This is a genomic window from Amycolatopsis vancoresmycina (assembly GCF_000716785.1).
GTDB classification, from domain to species: domain Bacteria; phylum Actinomycetota; class Actinomycetes; order Mycobacteriales; family Pseudonocardiaceae; genus Amycolatopsis; species Amycolatopsis vancoresmycina.
Genome location: NZ_JNYY01000006.1, coordinates 201,991 through 226,954, shown reverse-complemented (window position 1 = coordinate 226,954; position 24,964 = coordinate 201,991). Strand labels below are relative to the sequence as shown.

Here is a 24,964-nt window from a genome sequence, read left to right as displayed (position 1 = left end):
CAAGTCACCCGACCAACTCCGCCGGAGTGGCGTAGACGTCGACCATGGCCCCGTTGCGCAGCACGGTGATCGGCAGTGCGGTGCCGATCACTTCCGCGAACAGCTGCCGCTGGATGCCCTGTGCGTCCGAGACGCGGGTGCGCCCGACGGTCAGCACGAGGTCGCCGGCGCGCAGGCCCGCCCGGTCGGCCGGGCCGCCGGACACGACTTCGTGCACCCGCAGCCCGGCGGCCTGCCCGGTGCGCTCGGCGACGTCGTCCGGCAGCGGCGCGGGCACGCCGACGACGCCGAGGTACGCGCGCCGCACCCGGCCCTCGACGACGAGCGTGTCGATGATCCGCCGCGTGGTCGCGTTGATCGGCACGGCGAGGCCGAGCCCGACCCCGGCGACGGCGGTGTTGACGCCGACGACCCGCCCGGCGGAGTCGGCGAGCGCGCCGCCGGAGTTGCCGGGGTTGAGCGCGGCGTCGGTCTGGATGACGTCCTCGATGACTCGCCCGGCACGGCCGTGGCGCACCGGTAGCGCCCGGCCGAGCGCGCTGACGACCCCGGCGGTGACGGTGCCGGAGAAGCCGAGCGGGCTCCCGATGGCCACGACGAGCTGCCCGACGACGAGCCGGTCGGCGTCCCCGAGCGTGGCGGCCGACGGCGTCTCGCCGCGCGCCCGCAGCACGGCGAGATCGGACAGCGGGTCGGCCCCGACGACGTCGAAGGACACCTCGCTGCCGTCGGCGAAGGTGGCGACGCCGCGCCGGTGGTCGGCGACGACGTGGGCGTTGGTGAGCAGGAGCCCGTCGTCGGCGAAGACGACCGCCGAGCCGCTGCCACGCGCGAGCTGAACCCCGGCGACGTGCGGGGTGACGGTCTTCGCGACGGTGCTGACCGCGCGCGAGTAGGCGTCCATCGCCTCGTCCATTCGTACCTCGATTACAGCGTTGCAGGTACTACAATTTTGCGCCGGAAAGTCGGCCCGGGACGTTCGCTGTCCGTGAACCGGTTCACCGGACCAGTGACGGTCAGTGGTTCACCGGATCGGACCATGCGCCGGTGAAGGATCGGCGGCAGACTCCCAAGTCGCTTCTGTAACGGTGCAGAAGCGATCTTCTGTGGGGTTGATATGCGCAAACTCATTTCCGGCGCCTTCGCCGGACTGCTGGTCACCGGCCTGATCCCGGCGACCGCACTGGCCGCGGGGCAGGCTCCCGGCGCGCCGGGAGCCCACCCGAGCTGGCTGCCCGCGAACAAGACCGGGTTCGGCACGGCCCACGACCGGTCGAGCAACGTCTGGTTCACCCTCCAGGGCGGGCAGCTGTCCGAGGTCTACTACCCGGACCTGTCCACGCCCAGTGTCCGATCGATGGACTTCGTCGTCACGGACGGCCGCAGCTTCGCCGTCACCGACTACTCGGCGAAGTCGCAGCAGGTGCGGCGCACCGACGACGACAGCCTGACCTACGAACAGACGATCACCGACGACCAGCACCGCTGGCGGCTGCGCAAGACCTACGTCACCGACCCGGCCGCCACGACGGTGCTGGTGGACGTCGACTTCCAGTCCCTGACCGGGCGGCCCTACCAGCTCTACGCGGTCGCCGACCCGGACCTGACCAACGACGGCTCCGACGACTCGGCCGCGCGCCGCGGTGACGCCGTCACCGCGCAGGACGCGGCCAACGCCGCCGCCCTCACCGCGAACCCCGCGTTCACGAAGACGAGCGTCGGCTACGCGGGCGCGTCCGACGGCAACACGCAGCTCGCGAAGACCTTCAAGCTGGCGCAGTACGACACCGCCGAGAAGGGCAACGTCGTGCTGACCGGGCAGACGAACGCCGACGGCGTCCGGAACCGGCACGTCACCATCGCCCTCGGCATGGGCGCGAAGGCGGCCGACGCGCTCGGCAGCGCGCAGGCGTCGCAGCGGCGCGGTGTCCGTGACGTCACGCGCGCGTACAACCGCGGCTGGCAGCAGTACCTGCGCGGGATCAGCAAGCCGCCGTCGTCGCTGAAGACCGACGCCGAGCGTGACCTCTACAAGGCGTCGATGCTGACCCTCGCCGCCAGCGAGGACAAGCACCACCCGGGCGCCTTCATCGCGTCGCCGAGCATGCCGTGGCGGTTCGGGAACAACGACCCCGAGTGGTCGCCGTCGGGCACCTACCACCTCGTCTGGCCGCGTGACCTCTACCAGATCGCGACCGGGCTGGCCGCCGGCGGCGACCGGGCGGCCGCCAACCGGGCCGTGAGCTACATGTTCGGCACGCAGCAGCAGCCCGACGGGCACCTGCCGCAGAACAGCCGGGTCGACGGCGTGCCGTACTGGACGTCGGTCCAGCTCGACGAGACCGCGTTCCCGATCGTGCTCGCCCAGCAGCTCGGCCGGAACGACCTGTGGCCCGGCGTCCGCAAGGCCGCCGACTTCATCCTGGGTTACCGCGGTCCCAACGGGCAGGCGTCGCCGTACACCCAGCAGGAACGCTGGGAGGAGCAGGACGGCTGGTCCCCGTCGACCATCGCCTCGGTGATCGCCGGGCTCGTCTGCGCCGCCGACCTGGCTTCGCACAACGGTGCCGCGGCCGACGCCGCCCGCTACCTCGCCGCGGCCGACAAGATGAAGGCCGACCTGCCGAAGCAGACGGTCACCACGAACGGGCCGCTGTCGAAGGACCCGTACTTCGTCCGGCTCACCAAGGACGCCAACGCGAACAACGGGACGACGTACAACCTCGGCAACTCGAGCGTGACGATGGACCAGCGCGCGGTCACCGACGCGGGCTTCCTCGACCTGGTCCGGCTCGGCGTCTACCGCGCCGACGACCCGGTGATCCGCAACAGCATCCGGGTGACGGACTCCGACATCGCGTTCACCACGCCGACCGGCCAGTTCTGGCACCGCTACACGAAGGACGGCTACGGCGAGCAGGCCGACGGCTCGCCGTGGGACTACACGTTCCCGGCGGAAAGCCGTACGACGTTCGGCCGGTTGTGGCCGCTGCTCGCCGGCGAGCGCGGCGAGTACGAGCTGACGCTCGGCGATCCGGCGTCGGCCGCGCGGCGGCTGCGTGACCTCGGCCGGGTGAGCAGCTCGGCGGAGACCATGCCGGAGCAGGTGTGGGACGAGAACCCGCCGTCGGGTCAGACCGGCTTCCCGACCGGCACGCCGAACACGTCGGCGACGCCGCTGGCCTGGACGCACGCGCAGTACGTCCGGCTCGCCTGGGACGTCAACGCGGGCTCGGTGCTGGAGACGCCTCGCGTCGTCCGCTGCCACTTCCTCGGCTGCTAAACCCCTCGTGAGTGAGAAACAGTGTTCTAACACTGTTTCTCACTCACGACCGGGGGCGCGGGTCAGATGACGGCGCCGTCGTCCTCGGGGGTGCGTGGCGGGAGCCACGAGTTGCCCGGGACGCCCCATTTGTTGTGCTTCAGCATCTTCTTGGCCGCGCGCGCGTGGCGGCCGACCAGGCGGTCCAGGTAGATGTACCCGTCCAGGTGGTCGGTCTCGTGCTGCAGGCAGCGCGCGAAGTAGCCGGTGCCCTCGACCTCGATCGGGTTGCCGTCGAGGTCGGCGCCGGTCACCTTCGCCCACTTCGCGCGGCCCGTCGGGTACGACTCACCGGGCGCCGAGAGGCAGCCCTCCCAGTCGTCGTCCGGGTCCGGCATGGTCTCCGGGATCTCCGACGTCTCGAGCTTCGGGTTGACGACGACGCCCTTGTGGCGCACGCCCTCGTCGTCCGGGCAGTCGTAGACGAACACCCGCAGGTCGAGGCCGATCTGGTTGGCCGCGAGGCCGACGCCCTCGGCGGCGTACATCGTCTCGAACATGTCGTCCACGAGCGTGCGCAGCTTCTCGTCGAACTCGGTGATCTCCCGAGTCGGCTGGTGCAGCACGGGTTCGCCGGCGATCACGATGGGGTGGATGGTCACGGCGAGCCAGTTTAGTCGGACCCCTCTGGTAGACCTGCATCAGACCGTGACGCGCCGACGTCGATGCCCACGTCGGTGCGTGCTTCCGTGGTTGAATGGCGCCCGCGGAAGAGCTAGGTCTGAATCGCCAGGACGCTCGATTGAGAGGGACTCGGATGGACGCCGCGGAGTCGATGGCTGAGCCGCAGCCGTCGCCGCCGAAGCCCGTGCCCGGCCTGACCGAACGCGAGGTCGAGATCCTCGCCTTCGAGCGTCAGTGGTGGCGGCACGCCGGGGCGAAGGAGAACGCCATCCGCGAACGCTTCGACCTGTCTGCCACGCGCTACTACCAGCTGCTCAACAAGCTGCTGGAGAAGCCGGAGGCGATCGAAGCCGACCCGATGCTGGTGAAGCGGCTGCGCAAGACGCGTGCCGCCCGCCAGCGCAAGCGAGGCGCCCGGCGACTGGGGATCGAACTGAAATGAGTGTGTTTTCGGGCATGTCGCGGCCGATGAAGGCCGCGGGCGTCGCGTTGGTCGGGGTGGCCGTCATCGCCGCCGTGATCGGCGGCATCACCGCGCTGGGCGGGGGTGACGGCTCCAACGAAGCCGGGCCGAGCGGGACCACGACGCCGCCGGGCTCGTCCTCGGCGCCGCCGTCGTCGACGTCTTCTTCGGCGACACCGCCGTCGACGTCGTCTCCGGCTTCGACCAGCCCGGCACCGCCGTCGCCGACCTCACCGGGGGCGGGACAGCCGACGTCGGCCGGCCCCGGTCAGCCCGGTCAGCCGGGTGGCGACCAGCAGGCGTCCAACAAGTGGGTGACCGTCCGGGTGTTCAACAACTCGACGATCAAGGGCCTCGCGGACCGGGCGGCGGAGGACTTCCGCGGTGGCGGCTGGAACGTCAACGAGGTCAGCAACTACTCCCAGGGCATCATCCCGACGACGACCGCGTTCTACCGCCCGGGCACCGACGAGGAAGCCGCGGCCAAGCAGCTCGCGCAGGAGTTCGGCATCAAGGCCGAGCCCCGCTTCGAAGGCATCCAGAGCGCGAGCCCCGGCGTGATAGTGATCGTGACGAAGGAATACCAGAGCGGCCACAAGGGCAGCTGAACGTCGGAAGAGGCGGCCGTCGGGTGACGGCCGCCTCTTTCATTCACCGGTCTGGGTCTTCGCGTACGCCTCCAGCGCGGCCAGCTGGGCCGGGTCGAGGCTCGGCCGGACCGTCTTCCGGGCCGTCTCCAGGTGCGCCGCGGTGACCTCGCGGGCTTCGAGGGACTCGCGCATCGCCGTCAACGCCGCTTCGCGGATCAGGGCCGCGCAGTCGGCCGCCGAGTAACCGTCCAGAGTGGACGCCACCGCGGCGATATCCACATCGGACGCCAGCGGCGTGTTCTTCGAGCTCGCCGCGAGGATCGCCGCGCGGGCCTCGGCGTCCGGCGGCGGCACGTAGACGCGCCGCTCGAGCCGTCCGGGCCGCAGCAGCGCCGGGTCGACCAGTTCCGGCCGGTTCGTCGCACCCAGCACGACGACCTCGCGCATCGGCTCGACGCCGTCCAGCTCGGTGAGCAGCGCCGCGACCACCCGATCGGCCACCCCCGAGTCGGACGACTGGCCGCGGCGCGGGGCCAGCGCGTCGATCTCGTCCAGGAAGATCAGCGCGGGCGCGGCCTCCGCGGCCCGGCGGAACAGCTCGCGCACCGCGCGTTCGGACTCGCCGACCCACTTGTCCATCAGCTCGGCACCCTTGACCGCGAAGACGTTCAGCGCGCCGGTGCCGGCCAGCGCCCGCACCAGGAACGTCTTGCCGCCGCCGGGCGGCCCGTACAGCAGCACCCCGCGCGGCGGCTCGACGCCGAGCCGGGCGAACGAGTCCGGGTACCGCAGCGGCCACAGCACGGCTTCGGTCAGGGACTGCTTGACGTCGACCATGTTCCCGACATCGTCCAGGGTCAGCCCGCCGGTGGCCAGGTTGTCCGAAGTGGACATAGAGACCGGCCGGACGGTGGCCAGCGCGTCCAGCAGGTCCTGCTGCGAGATGCGCGGCTCGTCGGTGTCGCGCTGGCGCAGCGCCGCCCGCAGCGCGGCGTCCCGGCGCAGCGCGATCAGGTCCGCGGCGACGAAGCCCGGCGTCCGCTCGGCGAGCACGCCGCAGTCGATGCCGGCGTCGAGCGGGACGTCGCGGAGCAGGACGTTCAGCAGCTCACGGCGGGTTTTCGCGTCCGGGAGGGCCAGGCCGAGCTCGCGGTCCAGCAGGTCGGCGGCGCGCAGCCGCGGGTCGGCGGACTCCGCGCGGGCCGTCGTCGCGACGACGGCGAAGCGCTCGCGCTTGAGGGCCGTCCTCAGTTCCTCCAGCACGACCGTGGCGACCGGCGGCGGGCTCGTCGCGGGCAGCAGCGCGTCGACGTCGGTGAGGAGCAGGACCGTGGGCCCTTCGGCGGCGCGGATGGCCTCGCGCAGGCGCGCGACCGCGACGTTCGGGTCCAGCACCGCGAGGTTCGGCGCGGCCAGCGGGACGACCCTGATGCCGGCGTCGTGGGCCACCGACCGCACGAGCGTCGCCTTGCCGACGCCCTCGGGGCCGGACAGCAGGACGCCGAGGTGGGCGGGCGCGCCCAGCCGCGCCAGCAGCTCGGGCCGGTGGAAGGCGAGGTCGAACCACTCGCCGAGCTTGCGCGCGGCGGCCTCGGCGCCGATCAGGTCGGCCAGGGGGACGGCCGGTTCCTCTTCGGCGATGACCTCGTCTTCGACGATCTCGGCGTCGATCCACTCCTCGGCCGCGGTGACGGCGGAGGTGCGGACCAGCGCGGTCGCCGTCCGGGGCGCGGCGGGTTCGGCGGGGCCCGGCCGGGCGCCGTCCCGCCAGGTGACCACTGTGGACGGTCCAACCGCGACGGTGCCGGCGGGCTCGGTGGCGGTGACGGTCAGCAGCTCGTTCGTCCAGGTGGCGCCGATCGCGCGGGACAGCTGGCCGCGCAGGCCGGCCGGGTCCGATCCCGGCGACGGCGCGAGGTCCTGCGGCAGCAGCGAAACGGCGTCCCCGACGGTGAGCACCTTGCCGATCAGCGCGAGCCGCAGCATGTGCGGGCTGACCGAGACGCTGGCCAGCCGCGACCCGGCGACGGTCACCGTCTTCGCGGCCGCGACCGCGGCCGGCGCGACCACGACCTCCGAGCCCTCGGTGACGCCCAGGTTCGACATCGTGACGTCGTCGGTGAGCAGCACCCCGGGCACCCCGGTGTCGTCGGCGGGCGCGGCGAGCGCGGCGCTGACCCGGGCCCCGGTGAGGTGCACGGCGTCCCAGGCCCGCAGGCCGAGCGCGTCGAGGACTTCGGGATGCAGCCGGACGACGCCCCGGCGCGTGTCCAGCGCGGACGGCGTGTGCCGGACGGTCAGCGTGATCTGCGGGTGGCTCACGACGTTCACCCTAGCCGGGTCGCGGCGCGGATAGACTGGTCGTTCCGCCGGGGGTGTGGGGGTGCGCGATGGCCAGTGTCGTGTCAGCGATCGTCGCGGCGGTCGTCGCCCTGCTCGTGGCGGCGCTGGGGCACTGGCAGTGGCGGCGGCAGCGGGCCGCGACGGCGGCCGAGCAGTACCGCCTCGAGCGTGCCGAGGCGTTGAAGGAGCTGTGGTCGGTGCTGAACGAGCACGCGACCGCGGCCCGGATCGCCGAGCTGGGGCCCGAGGAGTTCTACGGGCACCTCCAGGCGCTCAACTTCTTCCTGATCCGCCGCGCCCCCTTCCTGACCGAGCCGGAGAAGGACCTCGCGCTGCTGTACCTGGAGGGCATCTGCGCGTTCCGCATCCGGGTCGAGCGGTCACGCAACAAGGCGGCCCGCGCGGCGATGATCACGACGGCCAGGCTCGGCCGCGTCGGCGAGCTCATGGGCGCGCTGGAGGCGGGACAGCTCGTCCAGGACCTGGAAGACCGCTTCGCCGCCCACATCGGCGACGCCATGCGCGGCAAGAGCAAGGACATCGACGTCACCGAGCTGCGATCCCGCCTCCGCGAGGCGAAGTTCGTCCTCGGCCCGCCCGCCGACCCCGGCTGATGCCCCGCCAATCACGCGTGTTGCCTCCCCGATCACGCGTGTTGCCCCTCTGGTCACGGGCGATCGCCGTACCGCGTGATCAGAGGCGTAACTCGCGTGACTGGAGGCGTAACTCGCGTGACTGGAGGCGTAACTCGCGTGATTGGAGGGGCATCTCGCGTGATTGGAGGGGCATCACTACTTGCGGCGGAGGCCGATCTGGCGCCAGGAGCGGCGGCGCTGGCCGTTTTCCGAGGTGACGCGGGGGGTGCGGGCCGTCTCGCGGGGGAGGCGGACCGCGCGCATCGCCGCGCCCGCGACCCGGCGGCGCAGCGGGGGACGCAGGCCGAGGCGGCGCGGGGAACGGGCCCGGCGGATCGCTCGCCGCTCGCGCGGCGGGACCGTCCAGGCTTCCGGGTGCGCCGCCAGCCAGCGGTGCCGGTGGATCGAGTACGGGATGTGCGCCAGGTACAGGATCATCGCCACGACCAGCGCGACCAGCGGGAACTGGATGATCGCCGCGGCCAGCAGGGCGACGCCGATCAGCAGCGGCGCGATCGCCCTGGCCGGTGCCTTGACCGTCTTCAGCGACAGCGTCGGGATGCGGCTGATCAGCAGCGCGGCGATGGCGACCGTCCACGCCCACACGACGTACTGCGACGACCACCACCCCTCGCCCCACTGCAGGTAGGCCACCAGCGGCAGCATCGCCAGCAGGCCGCCCGCCGGCGCCGGGACGCCGACGAAGAACTCGCTCGCGTACGGCGGCTGTTCGGTGTCGTCGAGCAGCGTGTTGAACCGGGCCAGCCGCAGGATCATGCAGACGGCGAAGATCAGCGACGCCACCCAGCCGATCCGGTCCGCGCCGGTCTGCCACACGTAGATCACCAGCGCCGGCGCGACGCCGAACGAAATGCCGTCGGACAGCGAGTCCAGCTCGGCGCCCATCTTCGACGTCGCGTCCAGGAGACGCGCGATCCGGCCGTCCAGGCTGTCGAGCACCGCCGCGATGCCGATCGAGGCGATCGCCATCCCGTAGTTCCTGGTCAGCGCGAACTGCACGGCTGACAGGCCCGCGCACAGCGCCAGCACGGTGATGGCGTTCGGGAGCAGCCGGACGCCCGGGGTGGTCACGCGGACCATCGATCAGCCTTTCGCAGGCGCGGCAGGGAGTTCGGCGATCACGGTCTCGCCGCCGATCGTGCGCTGGCCCTTGCTGACCAGCACCGTCGAGCCCGGCGGGAGGTAGAGGTCGACCCGCGAGCCGAAGCGGATGATGCCGTAGGTCGCGGCGGCGCCGACCTTGTCGCCCTCGCGGATCTCGCAGAGGATGCGGCGCGCGACCAGCCCGGCGATCTGCACGACGACGAGCTCGTGGCCGTCTTCGGTGCGCATCAGCACGGAGTTGCGTTCGTTGTCGTCGCTGGCCTTGTCCAGGTCGGCGGAGAGGAACTTGCCCGGCCGGTAGGCGACGCGCTCGATCACGCCGTTCGCCGGCACGCGCTGGACGTGCACGTCGAACACCGAGAGGAACACCGAAACGCGCATCCGCGGCTCGGCCGGCAGGCCGAGCTCGGCGGGCGGCACGGCTTCCTCGATCAGGGAGACGAGACCGTCGGCCGAGGCGAGCGCGACGCCGTCACGCGCCGGCGGGACGCGCTTCGGCTCGCGGAAGAACGCGGCCGTCGCCACGGTCGCCAGTGCCCCGACGAGGCCGAGGCGCTTGGAGAACCGGCGGGCCAGCAGCGTCGCGGCGACGCCGCCCGCCACGAACGGACGACCCGCGGGGTGCATCGGCGGCAGCGTCTCGCGAGCGAGCTGGAGGGCGTGCGCGACTGGGTTGCCGGCGGGCTCCGGCCGGGTGCCGCTCATGGTCGGGTCCCCTGGTTTCGTGTCGGAAGAGTGGATGGGCGCCGGGGTCCGGCGGCCGCGTACGGGCGCCCCCACGCTACCGCTGCCCCAGGTGAGCGTGTCCGAGCGCCCCTGCCGGACTCCTCCGGGCGGGGGTCACCGCGGCGGGTGGGAATGATCGCCCGGTCGTAACACAAAGTCGATTTCGGCGATAACACTGAGTAGTTGCCGCCGTTCGGGACGCTGCCCGCCTGACCTTGTGAGGATCGATGACCCATCGCCACGATCTTGCCGAAGCCCGGCTTCGCGAGCTCTTGGGCGCATGGCGTCAGGAGATCGACGAGGTACCCGCGCCGCCGCTCGTCGACCCGGTGCGCGCGGTCGACGTCGTCATCGAAGCCGGAAAACGGGGCCGGGTGCATCCGCCCCCCGACGGCGCACGCACCCGGCCACCGGGAGATGCGCGTGAGGGAGCAGTCTAGCGGCCGGCGGCCGCTTGATCACTGTTCGCCTCGGCAAAAGTTACCAACGGTCACTCGGACGCCGGGTGCGCCCGCTGATCAGCCGCAGGATCGCCAGCAGCACGACGGCACCGAGGATGGCCACGCCGAAGCTGGGGAAGTCGAAGTCGAACGTCTTCGCCTGGCCGGTCGCGAGCCGGTAGATCAGGCCGCCCAAGGCCGCGCCGACGACGCCGACGAGCACGCTGACCAGGCAACCCTGCCGCTGCCGCGCCCGCCCGCCGACGACCAGGTTCGCGGCCCAGCCGACGATCGCGCCGAAGATCACCCATGCGACGAAACCCATGGCCGAAGCTTACGCGAGCGGACGTACAAGAGCTATTGCACAAGAGTTCTTGTACAACTACTCTTGTGCGTCATGGAAGAGAAGAACGTCCGGGAGATCCGCGACTCGAAGGCCCTCGCGGCCATCGCGCACCCGCTGCGCCACCGGCTGCTGGACCTGCTGCACCTCGACGGCCCGGCGACGGCATCACTGCTGGCCGAGAAGACGGGGCAGGCGGTCGGCAACATCAGCCACCACCTCAAGGTGCTGGCAGCCAGCGAGCTCATCGAAGAGGCGCCCGAACTCGCGCGCGACCGCCGTGAACGGTGGTGGCGGCGCACGTCCAGCGCGATCAAGTGGGGCGCGCAGGACTTCCCCGACGACCCGATCGCCGAGGCGGCCGAGGTGCTGACCCTCGACCACCAGCACGCCGTGGCGCGCAAGTGGCTGGCCAGCCGCGACACCTACCCACCGGAGTGGCGGGGCGCGCTGTTCAGCATCGACGGGTGGGCGCGGCTGTCCATCGCCGAGCTGGACGAGCTGAACGACCGGATCGTCGCGATGCTCGCCGAGTACCGCGACCGGTCCCAGCCCGACGACGGCGCCGAGCGCCGTCCGGTCTTCGTCGCCGCGCGGGCTTCGCTGGGCCAGCCGTGAAGGGGCTCTGGGGGAACAGGGACTTCCGGCTGCTTTGGACCGGCGAGACCACCAGCATGCTCGGCAGCATGGTCGCGAGCACGGCGTTGCCGCTGGTCGCGGTGGTCACGCTGCAGGCGAGCACCTTCGAAGTCGCGCTGCTGACGGCCGCGGCCTGGCTGCCGTGGCTGGTGATCGGGTTGCCCGCCGGCGCCTGGGTGGACCGGCTCGCGAAGCGGCCGGTCATGCTGACCTGCAACACGGTGTCGATGCTGGTGTTCGGCGGCGTCCCGCTCGCGGCGGCCTTCGGCGCGCTGTCCATGCCGTTGCTGCTGGCGGCCGCGCTGCTCGGCGGCATCGCGAAGGTGTTCTTCACCCTCGCCTACCGCGCGTACCTGCCGGCCCTGGTCGGGGCCGGTGAACTCCTCGAAGCCAACGCCAAGCTGCAGGGCAGCGAGTCCGTGGCGGAAGTCGCCGGACCGGGCCTGGCCGGCCTGCTGGCCCAGGCGTTCGGGCCGGTCAGCGGCATCCTGGCCGACGCGGTCAGCTTCGGCGTCTCCGTCGGCTGCGTGCGGGCGATCCGGCGGCGCGAGACCGTGGTCCCGGCCGAGCGCACGCCCTTGCGCAGCCAGATCGCCGAAGGCCTGCGGTTCGTGGTGCACGACCGCTACCTGCGGACGCTGATGGTGTTCGGCGCCGTCTCGAACATCGCGCTGACCGGGTACGGCGCCATCCAGATCGTCTTCCTCTCCCGCACCCTCGGCGCCCCGCCGGGCCTGGTGGGCCTGGTCCTGGCGGTGGCCGCCACCGGCGGCGTGCTCGGCGCGGCCCTGGTCGGACGGCTCGGCAGCCGCCTCGGCACCGCTCGCGCGTTCCTGGTGTGCGAGGCGTTCGCCGCGCCGATGGGGCTGCTCGGGCCGCTGAGCGGGCCGGGCTGGGGCCTGGTGCTCTACGTGCTCGCGCTGTTCGGCGTCTGCGCCGGGCTGATCGCCTCGAACATCCTGACCACGACGTTCCGGCAGCAGTACTGCCCGCCCGAGCTGTTCAGCCGGATCAACTCCAGCGCGGCGATCGTCAACTACGGCACGATCCCGCTGGCCGGTGTCCTCGGTGGCGCGCTGGGCGAGGCGATCGGCGTCCGCGAGACGCTCTGGGTGATGGCCGGCGTGCTGATCGCCGCGCTGGCGATGCTCGCCCCGCTGCGGAAGCTGCGGGACTTCCCGGTCAGAGCAGCAGGACTTCCACCTCGTCGCCAACCGCAACCGACGTGACGTCCTCCGGCAGCACGATCAGGCAGTTCGCCTGGGTGAACGCGCCGAGCAGGTGCGAGCCCGGTCCGCCGCGCGGCCCGACGAGCCCGGTCACCTCGCGGTCGGACGGGGTGAACACCCCGCGGCGGTACTGGCGGCGCCCGGCCGGCGAGGACATCTCCTCGTTCAGCCGGGCCCGCACCCGCCTGCGGGAGACGTCGGTGTGGCCCAGCGCCGTCAGGATCGCCGGGCGCAGGAACGCCTCGAACGACACCAGCACGCTGACCGGGTTGCCGGGCAGCGTCACCACCGGCACGCCCTGCCAGCGCCCGCAGCCCTGCGGGCCGCCCGGCTGCATCGCGATCTTCGCGAACTCGACCCCCTGGCCGGTCAGCGCGTCCTTCACCACTTCGTACGCGCCCGCGCTGACGCCGCCGGACGTCACCAGCAGGTCGGCCCCGGCCAGCTTGGGCTCGATGACCTTGCGGAACTCCTCGACGTCGTCGACGACGCTGCGAACCACGTCGACCTCGCAGCCGAGGCCGCGGATCGCCGCCGCCAGCATCACGCTGTTGGACTCGTAGATCTGGCCGTGGCGCAGCGGGGCCGGTGCGTCGATCAGCTCGGTGCCGGTCGAGGCCACCAGCACCCGCAGCGGCCGGTGCACCCGCACCTCCGCGAGCCCGACCGCGGCCGCCAGGCCCAGCTGGGAATGGCCCAGCACGGTTCCGGCGTGCAGCGCGACGCTGCCTTCGACGACGTCCTCGCCGGTCCGGCGGATGTGCGCGCCTTCGCGGGCGGGCACCGAGATGGTCACCTGCGACGTGCCGCCGTCGGTGTCCTCGACCATCACGACGGCGTCCGCGCCCGGCGGCAGCGGCGCGCCGGTCATGATCCGGTGCGCGGTGCCCGGCTCCAGCGGCCGGACGTCGACCCGGCCGGCCGGGATGTCGTCGGCGACCGGCAGCGTCACGGGCCCCGAGACGTCCGTCGCGCGGACCGCGTAACCGTCCATCGCGGAGTTGTCGAAGGGCGGCAGGGACACGGTCGCCGTCACGTCCTCGGCCAGGACGAGACCGGCCGCGGCGGCGAGGGGCATGGCGGTCGCGGGGGCGGTGCCGAGGAGCGCGGCAACGCGGTCGCGGTAGTCGTCGACGGAGATCACCGGACCATCCTCCCCGGCTTTTCCCGGCGTGCAAGACTCTGCCCCGACAAGCGCACGCCACAGGGGAGCACGCATGCAGGTCGGAATCCGTCAACAGCCCTCGTTCGCCGTCGCCCGGCTGATGCTGGCGCCCGGCGAGCCGTGCCAGGTCGAGTCCGGCGCCATGATGGCCACCAGCTACGGCGTGCAGGTGCAGTCGCAGGCGCAGGGCGGGATCATGAAGGGCCTCGGCCGCGCGTTCCTCTCCGGCGAGTCCTTCTTCATCTCCACCTTCACCGCGCCGCAGAACGGCGGCTGGGTCGACGTCGCCGCCAACCTGCCCGGCGACATCCAGGTGATCACCCTCGACGGCCGCACCGGCTGGGCCGTCACCCGCGGCTGCTGGCTCGCGTCGTCGCACGGCGTGCAGACCGAGACCAAGTGGGGTGGCATGAAGAACCTGATGGGCGGCGAGGGCGGGTTCCTGACGCATGCCACCGGGCAGGGCCAGCTGCTCGTCTCCTGCTACGGCGCGGTCGAGACCATCACGCTGCAGCAGGGCGAAATGGTGACCATCGACACCGGGCACGTCGTCGCATACGCCGACACCGTGCAGTACCAGATCCGGAAGGTCGCGCAGGGCATCATCCAGTCCATGAAGAGCGGCGAAGGTCTCGTGTTCGACTTCGTCGGCCCCGGCCAGATCATGACGCAGACGCGCAACCCGTCCGCGCTGGTGAACTGGATCGTCTCCCACGTCCCGTCACGCTGATGCGCGTCCAGACCCGGCACACCCCGGTCTTCGGCGTCGCCCGCGTCCTGCTGGACCCGGGCGAGTCCGTGCGGGCCGCGCCGGAAACCCTGCTCGCCAGCCGGTTCGGCGTCACCGAGACGCCGGCGGGCCGCGGTGGGGTCCGCGCGGGCAAGAGCACGACGGCCGTCTACACCGCGCCGTCCGACGGCGGCTGGATCGACTTCGCGCCGTTGCGCCCCGGCGACGTCTACCCGCTGGAACTCGGCGGCGCCACGGGCTGGTCGGTGCACCGGGACGCCGTGCTGGTGCGGCCTTCGTCGGTCCGGCACGACACCGGGTGGGTGCCGCTGCAACAGCTCTTCGGCGCCGATTCGGGGTTCCTGGAGCACTACAGCGGAACCGGGCCGCTCGTGCTGGCCGCGCCCGGCCCGGTGGACGCGTTCGAGCTCGGCAAGGGCGAGCTGGTCACCGTCCGGCCGGACTACCTGCTGGCCTACCCGGACACCGTGCAGTGCCGGCTGCGGGCCCTCGACCCCGGCGGGCCGCAGTCACTGCGCACCGGCGAAGGGCTCGCGGTCGACTTCGCGGGTCCCGGGACGGTGCTCGTGCACGCGCGGAACCGACGCCTTTCGGGTTCGTGATCTTCGGACGAATTGCCCATTGCCGCGGGAAATAATTCCGGTAGCGTGATTGGCACTCCGCCGCTGGCATCCGCTCGGGCCAGCGGATCCTTTGTGCTGAGGGAGGGCGCCGTGGCTGTCGGCACCGTCAAATGGTTCAACTCGGAAAAGGGCTACGGGTTCATCGAATCCACGGAGGGCCCGGACGTGTTCGTCCACTATTCGGCCATCCAGTCCGAAGGATTCCGCACTCTGGACGAAGGCGACCGCGTCGAGTTCGAAGTCCAGTCCGGCCGCGATGGTCGTAGCCAGGCAGCCGATGTGCGCAAGGTTTCGTAACCAGCTCCGCTGCTGATCGGTGAACCCCCGGCAGGCGCCGAACCAGGGGCGTTAGGCTGCGGGCGTGACAGGCGACGTGTCGGGGGACCTCACCGGTCGCCGGCTGGGCAACTACCGCATCGACGGGGTGCTCGGCAAGGGCGGCATGAGCGTGACCTACAAGGCCACCGACGTGCGGCTCGGCCGCAAGGTGGCCCTGAAGGTCATCGGTGACCACCTCGGGGCCGACGCCGAGTTCCGCGAACGGTTCGTCGACGAGGCGCGCAACACCTCCGCGATCGACCACGCCAACGTCGTGCCGCTGTACGACTTCGGCGAGCTCGACGGCATGCTCTACATCGCCATGCGGATGGTCGACGGCGGCGATCTCGCCGGGCTGATCTCGGCGGGCCCGATCGCGCCCGCGCGCGCGTTGACGATGCTGGACCAGGTCGCGGACGCGCTCGACACGCTGCACAACCGTGGTCTGGTCCACCTGGACGTCAAGCCGGCGAACGTGCTCGTGACGAAGAAGGAGACTTCGCGCGAACACGTGTACGTCGCCGACTTCGGCCTGACGCGCCGCGGCGCGACCGGGCACCGGACGCGCGGCGGCGACTTCCTCGGCTCGCCCACGTACGCGGCCCCCGAGCACCTGCGCGGGGAGCCGCTGGACGGGCGCACCGACCAGTACGCGCTGACGTGCGTCCTCTACGCCTGCCTCACCGGCAGCCCGCCGTTCAAGGGCGACGTCCCGACGGTGATCAAGGGGCACCTCAACGGCGAGCCGCCGTCGATCTCGCGCGCCGTCGCGCTGCCGCCGTCGATCGACGAGGTGATCCGCCGCGGCATGGCCAAGAACCCGGCCGACCGCTACCCCAGCTGCGTCGAGATGGTCGCGGCCGCCCGCCGCGCGCTCGGCCCCCTCGCCACGTCCGACACCCCGCCGGGCCCGCCCGGGTCCCATTCGGGCGGAATCCCCGCGCCGCAGCGTCCTGGTCAGGTACAACAGGGACCGCACCAGAACAGCGCACCGCAGGGAGAGGGGGCCCCCGTGCACCCGTACGGAGGACAGCAGCAGCCCGGCTACGGCCCGGGCCCCGGAGGCCCCGGCCCGCAAGGCCCGCCGCCGCAGGGCCCGCCTCCGGGTTACGGCTACCCCCAGCAGGGGCCGCCGCCCGGGATGCCGCAGGGAATGCCACCGCAGGGCCCGCCACCCGGGTACGGCTACCCGCAGCAGCCGGGCATGCCCCCGCCGGGCTACGGCCAGGACCCGATGCGCCTGCGCCCGCCGATGCCCGCGGGCGGTGCCGGTGCGTTCCACCAGCCGAAGAGCGGCGGTGGCAAGAAGTGGCTCTTCATCGTGCTCGGCCTGATGGTCGTGGCCGGCCTGGTCGTCGGCGCGATCTTCCTCTTCGGTGACGGCGGCAGCGGTGGTGGCGGCGGAACGCAGTCGACGGCTCCGGAGATCCCGGTCGGCCCGGGCGGCTCGGGGACCAACGCGCCTTCGTCGTCGCTGAACGCCCCGCCGACGTCGATCAGCATCAAGCCGGGTAACTGAATCCGGGCGGCCCTGAGCAGGTCTTCTTGCACTCTCCCGCCGAGAGTGCTAAACACGAACTTGGCACTCGACGCCGTCGAGTGCCAAAGGTCGGGACGGTGAGGCTGAACCCCCACCCGGGTCCAGTCGTCCGTCGCGGGCACCGAGCCTGGCCGAGGAAGAGTCCTGCTGCCGCCGCTGCAAGGCTGTGACATCGAACAGCGCAGCGCGGCGGTGGCGCCCAATACCGGAGGACCACACCGCAATGGCCAAACTGATCGCGTTCGACGAGGACGCCCGCCGCGGTCTCGAGCGCGGCTTGAACACCCTCGCCGAAGCCGTCAAGGTGACCCTCGGCCCGCGGGGCCGGAACGTCGTGCTCGAAAAGAAGTGGGGCGCGCCGACCATCACCAACGACGGTGTCTCCATCGCCAAGGAGATCGAGCTCGAGGACCCGTGGGAGAAGATCGGGGCCGAGCTCGTCAAGGAGGTCGCCAAGAAGACCGACGACGTCGCGGGTGACGGCACCACCACCGCCACCGTGCTCGCCCAGGCCCTCGTCCGCGAGGGGCTGCGCAACGTCGCCGCCGGCGCCGACCCCATCTCCCTCAAGCGTGGCATCGAGGCGGCCGTCGAGGCCGTCACCGAGCAGCTGCACAAGGCCGCCGTCCAGATCGAGACCAAGGAGCAGATCGCTGCTACCGCCTCGATCTCGGCCGCCGACCGCACCATCGGCGAACTGATCGCCGAGGCGCTGGACAAGGTCGGCAAGGAAGGCGTCGTCACCGTCGAGGAGAGCAACACCTTCGGTCTCGAGCTCGAGCTCACCGAGGGCATGCGCTTCGACAAGGGCTACATCTCCGGTTACTTCGTGACCGACCCGGAGCGTCAGGAAGCCGAGCTCGAGGACCCGTACATCCTCCTCTTCGGCTCCAAGATCTCCACCGTCAAGGACGTCCTGCCGCTGCTGGAGAAGGTCATCCAGTCCGGCAAGCCGCTGCTGATCATCGCCGAGGACGTCGAGGGCGAGGCCCTGGCCACCCTCATCGTCAACAAGATGCGCGGCACCTTCAAGTCCGTCGCCGTCAAGGCCCCGGGCTTCGGTGACCGCCGCAAGGCGATCCTGCAGGACATCGCGATCCTGACCGGTGGCCAGGTCATCTCCGAGGACGTCGGCCTCAAGCTGGAGAACGCGGACCTGTCCCTGCTGGGCAAGGCCCGCAAGGCCGTCATCACCAAGGACGAGACGACCATCGTCGAGGGTGCGGGCGACGCCGACCAGATCCAGGGTCGCGTCAACCAGATCCGCGCCGAGATCGACAACTCGGACTCGGACTACGACCGCGAGAAGCTGCAGGAGCGGCTCGCGAAGCTGGCCGGCGGCGTGGCCGTCATCAAGGCCGGCGCCGCGACCGAGGTCGAGCTCAAGGAGCGCAAGCACCGCATCGAGGACGCGGTGCGCAACGCGAAGGCCGCCGTGGAAGAGGGCATCGTCGCCGGTGGTGGCGTGGCCCTGATCCAGGCCGCCGAGGCCGCGTTCGCGGGCCTGAAGCTCGAGGGCGACGAGGCCACTGGCGCCAACATCGTCAAGGTGGCCGTCGAGGCCCCGCTCAAGCAGATCGCGATCAACGCCGGCCTCGAGGGCGGCGTCGTGGTGGAGAAGGTCAAGGGCCTGCCGCAGGGTCACGGCCTCAACGCCGCCACGGGTGTCTACGAGGACCTGCTCGCCGCCGGCGTGCCGGACCCGACGAAGGTCACCCGCTCCGCGCTGCAGAACGCCGCGTCCATCGCGGCGCTGTTCCTGACCACCGAGGCCGTCGTGGCGGACAAGCCGGAGAAGGCTTCGGCCGCTCCCGCCGACCCGTCCGGTGGCATGGGTGGCATGGACTTCTGATCCACGCGCTTTTCGGGGAAGCCCGGTCCGCTTCGGCGGGCCGGGCTTTTTCTATGGCTTGGTAAAGAACCAGACAGCGAAGGCGCCGACGGTGACAACGCCGAGTGCGAGCACGAAGAGGCCCCCGAGCCAGGCCGTGCTCGCTTCTTCCGCCTCCATCGCCAGGACGATCGCGCCGATCCCGGTCAGCATCACCCAGATCGCGAACGCGGCGGCGGCGTAGAGCACGACCTTGGTCGCGGACCGGCTGCCGGGGTCGTCGAGCGCGAGGAACGCGGCGAAGGCGGTCAACCCCAGGCCGGCGATCAGGTACAGCCCGCCGAGGATCCCGACGACGACCTTCGCGGCCGTTCTGCTCCCTTGATCCACGAGCGCGAACCCTAACCCCTCGAACGGGATCCGCGCCGCGCATTTCTGCCGTTCGGCCCAGCCGCATCGGCCGAACGGCCCGGGCGTCCCCTGGCGCCCGGGCCGTTCCCCTCTTCGTGCACCCCCGTCGTGCGCGGAGCCCGCGGGCCGGTGCCGCGAATGACTCATTCGGGACGCCCGAGGTCGCGAATGAGTCATTCGCGACCTTCGAGAGCGTCGGCACCCGCGCCAGCCGGCCGTTGCCGGGCCCTGCGGTCAGCGGGCGGGCCCCGGTTCCCCCTGCGAACCGGCGCCCGCCCCGGTTCAGGAGTCCTCTTCCGGCGTCAGGATGGCGGCGGCGACGTAGATCGGGATGGCGATGCCGACCGACAGGAACACGGCGGCGACCAGGCCGATGCGCAGGACGTTGGCGTCGATGCCGAGGTAGGTGGCCCAGCCGCCGCAGACGCCGGTGAGCATCTTGTCGGTCTTGCTGCGGCGGAGCTTCTTGGTGGTGGTTTCCGGGGTGTACACGCTGTTCGTCATGGCTCAATACTGGCGCCGGCGGCACCCTGACCACATCCGGAACGGCCCCGACCCCGACCCTGAATTCCGCCCTCGGGGTCGTGAGTGTTTAGGCGGGTTAGAACCCTCCTTACCACTCACGACAACCCGCGCACCCTCGCCAGCCGCGCTTCCCAGGCTGCCGCGACCTCGGGCGGTGCCGGATACGCGTCCGTGGGTTCCGGGGCCTCCCTCGGCACCGGCAGGTATCCGTCCACAGGGGACAGCGGGTTCGCGGCGACATCGCCCTGCAGCAACGAAATCGTGCCTAGTCCACAAGCGAATTCCAGCGACGGCAGCGCCCCGGCCAACGCCAGCCCGGCCGCCAGGCCCACGCTCGTCTCCACCGCCGACGACACCACGCACGGCAGCCCGCACGCCTCGGCGACCTCCAGCGCGCGCCGCACGCCGCCGAGGGGGGCGACCTTCAGGACCGCGATGTCCGCCGCGCCGGCGACCGCCACCTTCAGCGGGTCCTCCGCCCGGCGGATCGACTCGTCGGCGGCGATCCGGACGCCCACCCGGCGCCGCACCGCGGCCAGCTCGTCGATCGACGGGCACGGCTGTTCCGCGTACTCCAAGCCGCCCGCCGCCTTGTCGAGGTCGGTGATCGCCCGCACCGCCGTGTCGACGTCCCAGGCCATGTTGGCGTCGACGCGGACGGCGCCGTCCGGGCCGAGCGCGGCGCGGACCGCCTCCACCCGCGCGCAGTCGTCGGCCAGTGAGACGCGCGGGTCGGCGACCTTCACCTTGGCCGTCCGGCAGCCGGACGCGCGGATCAGCTCGTACGCCTGCTCCGCCCCGACCACCGGGACCGTCGTGTTGACCTCGACCCGGTCGCGAACCGGTGCGGGCCAGCCGGCTTCGGTGGCCTCCACCGCCGCCCGCAGCCAGGGCACGCTCTCGGCGTCGGAGTAGTCGGCGAACGGGCAGAACTCGCCCCAGCCCGCCGGGCCGTGCAGCAGCACGCCCTCACGGACGGTGATGCCGCGGAACCGGGTGCGCAGGGGGATCGCGTAGACCTTCATCAAGGCCGATCATGCCACCGTCCCGGGTTTCGCAACCGGGTGCCGAACTGCGTGTTTCCGGCCAGAATGACTCCGTGGTCCTCGATTTCCGCGTGCTGGGTCCGGCCGAGGTCACGGCCGACGGCCGCCCGGTACCGCTCGGGGGCAGCCGGCCGCTGATCGTCCTGGCCGGCCTCCTGCTGCGCGCGAACCGGGTCGTGCCGGTCGACGAACTGGGCCGCTGGCTGTGGAACGACGACCGCCGCCGCTCCAAGGGCGCACTCCAGACGTACGTGCTGCGCCTGCGCCGGGCGCTGGGCGACCAGGTCGCGATCCGCACCGAGAGCGGCGGCTACCTGATCGAACTCGACGACGACCTGCTCGACCTGACCCGGTTCCGCGCGCTCGCCGTCCGCGGCAAGGCGGCGATGGACCGCGGCGAGAGCCGCCGGGCGGCCGCGCTCTTCGCCGAGGCCCTCGCGCAGTGGCGCGGGCCGGCGCTGCTGAACGTCGAGTCCGACGCGCTGCACCGCGACGAAGCCGGGCAGCTGACCGAGGAGCGGCTGCGCGTGCGCGAGCAATGGGCGGACGCGCTGCTCGAAGCCGGCGAGTACGGCACCGTCGTCCCCGAGCTCACCCGGCTGGCCAGGGAGAACCCGCTGCGGGAGCGGCTGCACGAGCAGCTGATGATCGCGCTGTACCGGTCGGGCCGCCAGGCCGAGGCGCTCGACGTGCACCGCCGGATCAGGCGCGTCCTGGCCGACGAGCTCGGGCTCGATCCCGGGCCGTCGCTGCAGCGCACCCGCCAGGCGATCCTCACCGGCGCCGGCGATCCGGCCGGGCGCTACCGGCTCGGCGTCGACCCGCAGGTGCCGCACCAGCTGCCCGCCGACCTGCGGGCCTTCTCCGGGCGCGAGTGCGATCTCAAGGCGTTGCACGCGCTGCTGCCGGAGGCGGTCGACGCCGACGCGTCGACGCCGATCGCGTCCGTGGAAGGCATGGGCGGCATCGGGAAGACGACGCTGGCCGTGCACTTCGCGCACGAGGTCGCCGACCGGTTCCCCGGCGGGCAGGTCTACCTCAACCTGCGCGGCTACGGGCCCGGTGAGCCGGTCGAGCCGTCGGCGGCGCTGGAGGCCATGCTCACCGCGCTCGGCGTGCCGTGCGAGGCGATCCCGGCCGACCTCGACGGCCGCGCGGCGAGCTGGCGGACGCACACGGCGGGACGCCGGCTGCTGGTCCTGCTCGACAACGCCAACCGCACCGAGCAGGTGAGCCCGCTGCTGCCCGGGCCGGGCTGCCTGGTCCTGGTCACCAGCCGCTGGCAGCTGCGCGCGCTGGTCGCGACGCACGGCGCGCGCCGGATCGCGCTGGAGGAGTTCGGCGACGAGGACGCCGTTGCGCTGCTGGCGTCCACGATCGGCTTCGACCGGGTCGCGCGCGACCCCGCGGCGGCCGGGCGGTTCGTGCGCCACTGCGGCGGGCTGCCGCTGGCGATCCGGATCCTCGCCGTGCGCGCGGCGCAGTTCCCCGACCTGCCGCTCGACGAGTTCGCCGGCTCCCTCGCCGTCGACCTGCTCGGCTCGTTCGACCTCGCCGACGGCGAGGGCACCAACATCCGGTCGGTGTTTTCCTACTCCTACCAGGCGCTGCAGCCGTCGACGGCCCGGCTGCTGCGGCTGCTCGGGCTGCCCACCGGCGTCGATTTCACCGCGCCGGCGGCGGCCGCGGTCGCCGGGCTGGACGTCGCGGCGGCCCGCCCGATGCTCGAAACCCTGGCGGCGGCGCACCTGCTCGCCCAGCCGCGGCCGGGCCGCTACCAGTTCCACGACCTCATCCGCGCGTACGCCGGCGAAGCCGCTTCGCAGCTGGACCCGGAGGCCGAGCGCGAGTCCGCTTTGGACCGGTTGCTCGGCTGGTACCTCGCGTCGGCGCTGAACGCGTCACGGCGGATGCGGCCGGAGCGCTACTACCGGCTGCTGGAGCTCGACGACCTCGACGGCGGCCTGGGGTTCGATTCGTACCACGACGGGCTGGACTGGTTCGGCGAGGAGTACGGCAACCTCATCGCGGCGGTGCACCTGGCGCGGCGCCGGGGTCGCGACGACGTGTGCTGGAAGCTGGCCTGGCTGCTGCAGAGCTACTTCGTGACGCGCTCGCGGCTCGACGACTGGCGGTCGGTGTTCGCGGTGGCGCTCGAAGCCGCGCGGGCGAGCGGCCACCGGCCCGGGGAGGCGGGGATCCTGAGCGGGCTCGGCGTCGTCAACGGCGTCGCGCGGCAGTACGCCGAGTCGCGGCGGTACCTGGAGCAGGTGCTGGCGATCCAGCGCGAGCTCGGGGCGCGCGAAGGCGAGGCGCGGGCGCAGTACAACCTGGCGATGGCGGCGCACAACCTCGAGGACTGCGCCTGGGCGTACGAACACGGCATGCAGGCGCTGGCGATCGTCCGCGAGCTCGGGCTGGGCCACTTCGAGGCGAGCGTGCTGCGGGCGCTGGGCGACATCTGCACGTCGATGGGCGACCACGAGCAGGCGCTGCGCCTGGCCGACGAGGCACTGGCGATCCTGGACGCGGACGGGCGGCCGGCGGACACGCGGTTCACCCTGCACACGCGCGGCCTGGCCCTGGTCGGCCTCGGCCGGCTCGACGAGGGCATCGCGTGCATCCGCGAGTCGGTGGAGATGTTCTTCGCGATGGACGAGCAGTACGAGGCGGCGGACGTGCTGGCCCAGCTGGGCACGATCCACCTCCGCCACGGCGACGCGGCGCTGGCCCGCGAGTGCTGGCTGCGCTCGGTGCGCCTGCTGACGGAGCTGGGCCACCCGGACGCGGACGACGTCCGGGCCAAGCTGGCGGCCCTGGTCATCCTGGGCACGTGAGGGTCCCGGACGGCTTACGTGCCGACCCCCAGCGACAGCACGCAAGCCGGTCCGGCCCGTGAGTCTCATCCAAGCCGACGGCGCTCACTGTCCACTCACTGTCCGGTTGGCGGCGCCACCCCGAGCAGATCGGCGAGGCATTCGGCGTTCCGCGGCGCCTCGACCTTGACGTCGTTGTCGAAGTAGACGTGCACATCCCGCCGCCCGCCGTCGTGCCACGCCCGGATCTTGCTGGCCCAGGTCCGCAGGGCCTGGTCGGAGTAGCCGCTGACGTAGAGCTCTTCGTCGCCGTGCAGCCGGACGTAGGTGAAGCCGGCTGTCTGGTCTTCGACGAACGGCCACTTCCCGGCGGTATCGGCGACGACGAGGGCGATGCCGTGTTCCCGGAGCAGTTGCTTCGCGGCCGGCTGGTCGAAGCTGGGGTGCCGGACTTCGAGGGCGTGCCGCAGCGGCCGTTTCGCGCCGGCTTCGAGGTACGCCGGGCCTTTCAGCTTGTCGTCGTGCTTTGTGGCCAGCTGCGCGGCATCGCCGGTGGTGCGCGGGAGGAGGGCGAAGAAGTTCTCGAGCCGATCGGGGTCGAAGGCGAGGCGCGGGGGGAGTTGCCAGAGGAAGGGGCCGAGCTTTGCGCCGAGTGCGAGGACGCCGGAGGCGTAGAAGTTGGCGAGCGCGGTCTCGACGTCTCGGAGCTGCTTCATGTGCGTGATGAAGCGGCCGCCTTTGACGGCGAAGAGGAAGTCGGCGGGGGTTTCGTCGAACCAGGCGCGGAACCGCTCGGGGCGTTGGAGGGAGTAGAAGGAGCCGTTGATCTCCACCGCGTTCATCCGGTGTGACAGGTATTCGAGCTCGCGTCGCTGGGCGAGCTTGGGGGGATAGAAGACACCGCGCCAGGGTGCGTAGCGCCATCCGGAAGTTCCGATTCGGATCTCGGCGATCGCCCTCACCGCCTTTCCGCGGGGGGTGATTCCCGTTCGGGGGCGGTGGCAAACGCGGGTCTGGTGGACTGGGTGTTGGGACGGTGGTCCCAGGTTGGTGGACGCTCGTCTCATGGGGCCTTTGTGGTGCTTGCTCATCTTGTCGTCCGTGGTTCTGCCGTGGCTTCAAGGCTGTCCTCGCCGGACGGGCAGGCTCTGGGATGACCTTGGTTTTGGTGTCTGCTCGGCTTGCGTTGTGGGTCGCTGGGTGGTCATCCCGTCGCCTGATCGAGGCCTATCACTTTGAGCCGGGCCCGCAAGGTTGCGTTGCTGTCTTGCGTTGGGCTGTGTGTTGCGGGCCCGGCTCAAAGTGATTTGACGGCCTCAGGCGACGGGATGACCACCCAGCTCTTTGGGGTTTCGCCCGGCTGGCGCTTGGTGCTGGGTGGGTAGGCGGCTGCCGGTCCGGTCGCCCTCGCCTCCCGGGCGCGACCCGCGCGACCGGGCCCGGCCGCCCTGCCCGGCCC

Annotated in this window: 24 protein-coding genes; 13 read left to right on the top strand and 11 right to left on the bottom strand. The window is 71.9% G+C overall.

The window, feature by feature from the left end; translation table 11 throughout:
* Positions 1 to 4 precede the first annotated feature (4 nt).
* Positions 5 to 916 (bottom strand): S1C family serine protease, encoded by a 912-nt coding sequence (locus OO60_RS16090; protein WP_003101707.1) that lies wholly within the window; start codon positions 914 to 916, stop codon positions 5 to 7.
* Between the two features lie 201 nt (positions 917 to 1,117).
* Between OO60_RS16090 and OO60_RS16085 the strand changes: the two genes are divergently transcribed.
* A complete protein-coding gene (locus OO60_RS16085; RefSeq protein ID WP_003101705.1) occupies positions 1,118 to 3,283 on the top strand; it encodes a glycoside hydrolase family 15 protein in 2,166 nt (721 codons plus the stop codon).
* 62 nt (positions 3,284 to 3,345) lie between these two features.
* On the opposite strand, the gene OO60_RS16080 is transcribed toward OO60_RS16085, so the two are convergent.
* A complete protein-coding gene (locus OO60_RS16080) occupies positions 3,346 to 3,924 on the bottom strand; it encodes a peptide deformylase (RefSeq protein ID WP_003101703.1) in 579 nt (192 codons plus the stop codon).
* A 155-nt stretch (positions 3,925 to 4,079) separates the two neighbouring features.
* Between OO60_RS16080 and OO60_RS16075 the strand changes: the two genes are divergently transcribed.
* Both OO60_RS16075 and OO60_RS16070 read left to right on the top strand, forming a co-directional pair.
* The gene (locus OO60_RS16075; protein WP_003101701.1) at positions 4,080 to 4,388 is read left to right on the top strand and encodes a DUF3263 domain-containing protein; all 309 of its coding nucleotides are present in this window, start codon (positions 4,080 to 4,082) and stop codon (positions 4,386 to 4,388) included.
* Complete coding sequence (locus OO60_RS16070; protein ID WP_240490785.1) at positions 4,385 to 5,017, top strand: LytR C-terminal domain-containing protein; 633 nt, start codon at positions 4,385 to 4,387, stop codon at positions 5,015 to 5,017. The genes OO60_RS16075 and OO60_RS16070 overlap by 4 nt, the downstream gene beginning before the upstream one ends.
* A gap of 39 nt (positions 5,018 to 5,056) precedes the next feature.
* Here the strand turns inward: OO60_RS16070 and OO60_RS16065 are convergent, their stop codons facing one another.
* On the bottom strand, positions 5,057 to 7,321 hold the full coding sequence (locus OO60_RS16065) for an AAA family ATPase (RefSeq protein WP_033261725.1): 2,265 nt from the start codon (positions 7,319 to 7,321) through the stop codon (positions 5,057 to 5,059).
* 68 nt (positions 7,322 to 7,389) lie between these two features.
* Here OO60_RS16065 and OO60_RS16060 point away from each other — a divergent pair, with 68 nt between their 5' ends.
* On the top strand, positions 7,390 to 7,956 hold the full coding sequence (locus OO60_RS16060) for a hypothetical protein (protein WP_003101695.1): 567 nt from the start codon (positions 7,390 to 7,392) through the stop codon (positions 7,954 to 7,956).
* A 177-nt stretch (positions 7,957 to 8,133) separates the two neighbouring features.
* Here OO60_RS16060 and pssA read toward each other — a convergent pair whose 3' ends face one another.
* Together pssA and OO60_RS16050 are read right to left on the bottom strand one after the other, a co-directional pair.
* Positions 8,134 to 9,078: a CDP-diacylglycerol--serine O-phosphatidyltransferase gene (gene pssA, locus OO60_RS16055; protein ID WP_033261590.1), complete on the bottom strand. Its 945-nt coding sequence runs from the start codon at positions 9,076 to 9,078 to the stop codon at positions 8,134 to 8,136.
* Positions 9,079 to 9,081: 3 nt separating this feature from the next.
* A complete protein-coding gene (locus OO60_RS16050) occupies positions 9,082 to 9,807 on the bottom strand; it encodes a phosphatidylserine decarboxylase (protein ID WP_003085465.1) in 726 nt (241 codons plus the stop codon).
* A gap of 248 nt (positions 9,808 to 10,055) precedes the next feature.
* Here OO60_RS16050 and OO60_RS46455 point away from each other — a divergent pair, with 248 nt between their 5' ends.
* Entirely contained in the window at positions 10,056 to 10,268 is a 213-nt protein-coding gene (locus OO60_RS46455) for a hypothetical protein (protein WP_155848906.1), read from the top strand.
* Between the two features lie 40 nt (positions 10,269 to 10,308).
* Here the strand turns inward: OO60_RS46455 and OO60_RS16045 are convergent, their stop codons facing one another.
* Positions 10,309 to 10,593: a GlsB/YeaQ/YmgE family stress response membrane protein gene (locus OO60_RS16045; RefSeq protein ID WP_003085463.1), complete on the bottom strand. Its 285-nt coding sequence runs from the start codon at positions 10,591 to 10,593 to the stop codon at positions 10,309 to 10,311.
* A 72-nt stretch (positions 10,594 to 10,665) separates the two neighbouring features.
* Here OO60_RS16045 and OO60_RS16040 point away from each other — a divergent pair, with 72 nt between their 5' ends.
* Complete coding sequence (locus tag OO60_RS16040) at positions 10,666 to 11,229, top strand: helix-turn-helix domain-containing protein (RefSeq protein ID WP_003085461.1); 564 nt, start codon at positions 10,666 to 10,668, stop codon at positions 11,227 to 11,229.
* Complete coding sequence (locus OO60_RS16035) at positions 11,226 to 12,479, top strand: MFS transporter (RefSeq protein WP_003085459.1); 1,254 nt, start codon at positions 11,226 to 11,228, stop codon at positions 12,477 to 12,479. The genes OO60_RS16040 and OO60_RS16035 overlap by 4 nt, the downstream gene beginning before the upstream one ends.
* Here OO60_RS16035 and moeA read toward each other — a convergent pair.
* Positions 12,433 to 13,623, bottom strand: a complete 1,191-nt coding sequence (gene moeA / locus OO60_RS16030) for a molybdopterin molybdotransferase MoeA (RefSeq protein ID WP_003085457.1) — start codon at positions 13,621 to 13,623, stop codon at positions 12,433 to 12,435. The genes OO60_RS16035 and moeA overlap by 47 nt on opposite strands.
* Positions 13,624 to 13,696: 73 nt before the next feature.
* Here moeA and OO60_RS16025 point away from each other — a divergent pair, with 73 nt between their 5' ends.
* From OO60_RS16025 to groL, 5 genes are all read left to right on the top strand, one after another.
* Entirely contained in the window at positions 13,697 to 14,374 is a 678-nt protein-coding gene (locus OO60_RS16025) for a TIGR00266 family protein (RefSeq protein WP_003085451.1), read from the top strand.
* A complete protein-coding gene (locus OO60_RS16020) occupies positions 14,374 to 14,997 on the top strand; it encodes an AIM24 family protein (protein ID WP_003085449.1) in 624 nt (207 codons plus the stop codon). Before OO60_RS16025 ends, OO60_RS16020 begins: the two co-directional genes overlap by 1 nt.
* Before the next feature lie 111 nt (positions 14,998 to 15,108).
* Positions 15,109 to 15,315, top strand: a complete 207-nt coding sequence (locus OO60_RS16015; RefSeq protein ID WP_003085446.1) for a cold-shock protein — start codon at positions 15,109 to 15,111, stop codon at positions 15,313 to 15,315.
* A gap of 64 nt (positions 15,316 to 15,379) precedes the next feature.
* On the top strand, positions 15,380 to 16,855 hold the full coding sequence (locus OO60_RS16010) for a serine/threonine-protein kinase (protein ID WP_003085444.1): 1,476 nt from the start codon (positions 15,380 to 15,382) through the stop codon (positions 16,853 to 16,855).
* Positions 16,856 to 17,099: 244 nt separating this feature from the next.
* On the top strand, positions 17,100 to 18,728 hold the full coding sequence (groL, locus tag OO60_RS16005; RefSeq protein WP_003085442.1) for a chaperonin GroEL: 1,629 nt from the start codon (positions 17,100 to 17,102) through the stop codon (positions 18,726 to 18,728).
* A 51-nt stretch (positions 18,729 to 18,779) separates the two neighbouring features.
* On the opposite strand, the gene OO60_RS16000 is transcribed toward groL, so the two are convergent.
* The 3 genes from OO60_RS16000 to OO60_RS15990 all read right to left on the bottom strand — a co-directional run bounded on the left by OO60_RS16000 (position 18,780) and on the right by OO60_RS15990 (position 20,668).
* Positions 18,780 to 19,097 (bottom strand): hypothetical protein, encoded by a 318-nt coding sequence (locus tag OO60_RS16000; protein ID WP_003085440.1) that lies wholly within the window; start codon positions 19,095 to 19,097, stop codon positions 18,780 to 18,782.
* 303 nt (positions 19,098 to 19,400) lie between these two features.
* Positions 19,401 to 19,622 (bottom strand): PspC domain-containing protein, encoded by a 222-nt coding sequence (locus OO60_RS15995; protein ID WP_003085437.1) that lies wholly within the window; start codon positions 19,620 to 19,622, stop codon positions 19,401 to 19,403.
* A 116-nt stretch (positions 19,623 to 19,738) separates the two neighbouring features.
* Positions 19,739 to 20,668, bottom strand: coding sequence for an o-succinylbenzoate synthase (locus tag OO60_RS15990; RefSeq protein ID WP_003085434.1), 930 nt, complete (start codon positions 20,666 to 20,668; stop codon positions 19,739 to 19,741).
* 74 nt (positions 20,669 to 20,742) lie between these two features.
* Between OO60_RS15990 and OO60_RS15985 the strand changes: the two genes are divergently transcribed.
* Positions 20,743 to 23,526, top strand: coding sequence for an AfsR/SARP family transcriptional regulator (locus tag OO60_RS15985; RefSeq protein ID WP_003085432.1), 2,784 nt, complete (start codon positions 20,743 to 20,745; stop codon positions 23,524 to 23,526).
* A 95-nt stretch (positions 23,527 to 23,621) separates the two neighbouring features.
* On the opposite strand, the gene OO60_RS15980 is transcribed toward OO60_RS15985, so the two are convergent.
* Positions 23,622 to 24,467: a DUF72 domain-containing protein gene (locus tag OO60_RS15980; protein ID WP_033261588.1), complete on the bottom strand. Its 846-nt coding sequence runs from the start codon at positions 24,465 to 24,467 to the stop codon at positions 23,622 to 23,624.
* Positions 24,468 to 24,964 lie beyond the last annotated feature (497 nt).

What these genes read in the sequence shown, in the direction of transcription:
- OO60_RS16060 (WP_003101695.1), top strand. Translation starts at nt 7,390, where the DNA reads ATGGCCAGTGTCGTGTCAGCGATCGTCGCGGCGGTCGTCGCCCTGCTC.
- OO60_RS16050 (WP_003085465.1), bottom strand. Translation starts at nt 9,807, where the DNA reads ATGAGCGGCACCCGGCCGGAGCCCGCCGGCAACCCAGTCGCGCACGCC.
- groL (WP_003085442.1), top strand. Translation starts at nt 17,100, where the DNA reads ATGGCCAAACTGATCGCGTTCGACGAGGACGCCCGCCGCGGTCTCGAG.
- OO60_RS16075 (WP_003101701.1), top strand. Translation starts at nt 4,080, where the DNA reads ATGGACGCCGCGGAGTCGATGGCTGAGCCGCAGCCGTCGCCGCCGAAG.
- OO60_RS16040 (WP_003085461.1), top strand. Translation starts at nt 10,666, where the DNA reads ATGGAAGAGAAGAACGTCCGGGAGATCCGCGACTCGAAGGCCCTCGCG.
- OO60_RS15995 (WP_003085437.1), bottom strand. Translation starts at nt 19,622, where the DNA reads ATGACGAACAGCGTGTACACCCCGGAAACCACCACCAAGAAGCTCCGC.
- OO60_RS16025 (WP_003085451.1), top strand. Translation starts at nt 13,697, where the DNA reads ATGCAGGTCGGAATCCGTCAACAGCCCTCGTTCGCCGTCGCCCGGCTG.
- OO60_RS16020 (WP_003085449.1), top strand. Translation starts at nt 14,374, where the DNA reads ATGCGCGTCCAGACCCGGCACACCCCGGTCTTCGGCGTCGCCCGCGTC.
- OO60_RS46455 (WP_155848906.1), top strand. Translation starts at nt 10,056, where the DNA reads ATGACCCATCGCCACGATCTTGCCGAAGCCCGGCTTCGCGAGCTCTTG.
- pssA (WP_033261590.1), bottom strand. Translation starts at nt 9,078, where the DNA reads ATGGTCCGCGTGACCACCCCGGGCGTCCGGCTGCTCCCGAACGCCATC.
- OO60_RS16045 (WP_003085463.1), bottom strand. Translation starts at nt 10,593, where the DNA reads ATGGGTTTCGTCGCATGGGTGATCTTCGGCGCGATCGTCGGCTGGGCC.
- OO60_RS16085 (WP_003101705.1), top strand. Translation starts at nt 1,118, where the DNA reads ATGCGCAAACTCATTTCCGGCGCCTTCGCCGGACTGCTGGTCACCGGC.
- OO60_RS16070 (WP_240490785.1), top strand. Translation starts at nt 4,385, where the DNA reads ATGAGTGTGTTTTCGGGCATGTCGCGGCCGATGAAGGCCGCGGGCGTC.
- OO60_RS15990 (WP_003085434.1), bottom strand. Translation starts at nt 20,668, where the DNA reads ATGAAGGTCTACGCGATCCCCCTGCGCACCCGGTTCCGCGGCATCACC.
- OO60_RS16090 (WP_003101707.1), bottom strand. Translation starts at nt 916, where the DNA reads ATGGACGAGGCGATGGACGCCTACTCGCGCGCGGTCAGCACCGTCGCG.